Annotated in this window: 1 protein-coding gene; it reads left to right on the top strand. The window is 61.6% G+C overall.

The annotated features are described in order from the left end of the window. Positions 1 to 209: ABC transporter permease subunit (locus B3M58_RS21815; RefSeq protein WP_296222435.1), on the top strand; the 209-nt coding region annotated here is incomplete at its 5' end. Positions 210 to 263 lie beyond the last annotated feature (54 nt).

Here is a 263-nt window from a genome sequence, read left to right as displayed (position 1 = left end):
TCGGCGCGTTGCTCGCCGGCGCAGTGCTGACCGAAACCATCTTCTCCTGGCCGGGTATCGGCAAATGGCTGATCGAAGCGATCGGCGCGCGCGACTACCCGGTGGTGCAGAACGGCATCCTGCTGATCGCCTGCCTGGTGATCCTGGTCAACTTCGTCGTGGACATCCTCTACGGCCTGGCCAACCCACGCATTCGCCATCAGCGCTAAGGAAAACGCCATGCATAGCCGCATTCTTTCCGTAGGGTGGATGACGCTTCACCC

The sequence above is a fragment of the Pseudomonas sp. UBA2684 genome, assembly GCA_002354655.1.
In the GTDB taxonomy this organism is placed as follows: domain Bacteria; phylum Pseudomonadota; class Gammaproteobacteria; order Pseudomonadales; family Pseudomonadaceae; genus Aquipseudomonas.
This window is presented reverse-complemented; position numbering and strand designations above follow the sequence as displayed.